Consider the following 260-nt stretch of genomic DNA (forward strand, 5'->3'; position numbering starts at 1 on the left):
CCTCGCGGGGCAGCATCTCCTCGACGACGACGGCGATGGAGTGCGGGAGCTCGTCGCGGACGCCCTCCAGCGCGGCCTCGCGGATCAGCTCGGCGATCATGACCTGCTCGGGCTCGTCGGTGAGGTCGCCCTCGGGGTAGAGCGCCGGGCCCTGCGGCAGGAGCGGGACGAGCAGGTCGGCCAGCAGGTCCACCTGCTTGTCGCCGACCGCCGACACCGGGACGATCTCCGCCCACTCGAAGCCCAGCTCCTTGCCGAGC

At 72.7% G+C, this 260-nt stretch carries 1 pseudogene; it reads right to left on the minus strand.

Annotated elements, in window-relative coordinates:
* Positions 1-260 (minus strand): annotated as a pseudogene (locus tag CCL05_RS46965) (GTPase Era); the annotation flags it as partial.

Origin of the sequence: Streptomyces africanus (assembly GCF_002150735.1) — a bacterium.
Lineage (GTDB): Bacteria > Actinomycetota > Actinomycetes > Streptomycetales > Streptomycetaceae > Streptomyces > Streptomyces africanus.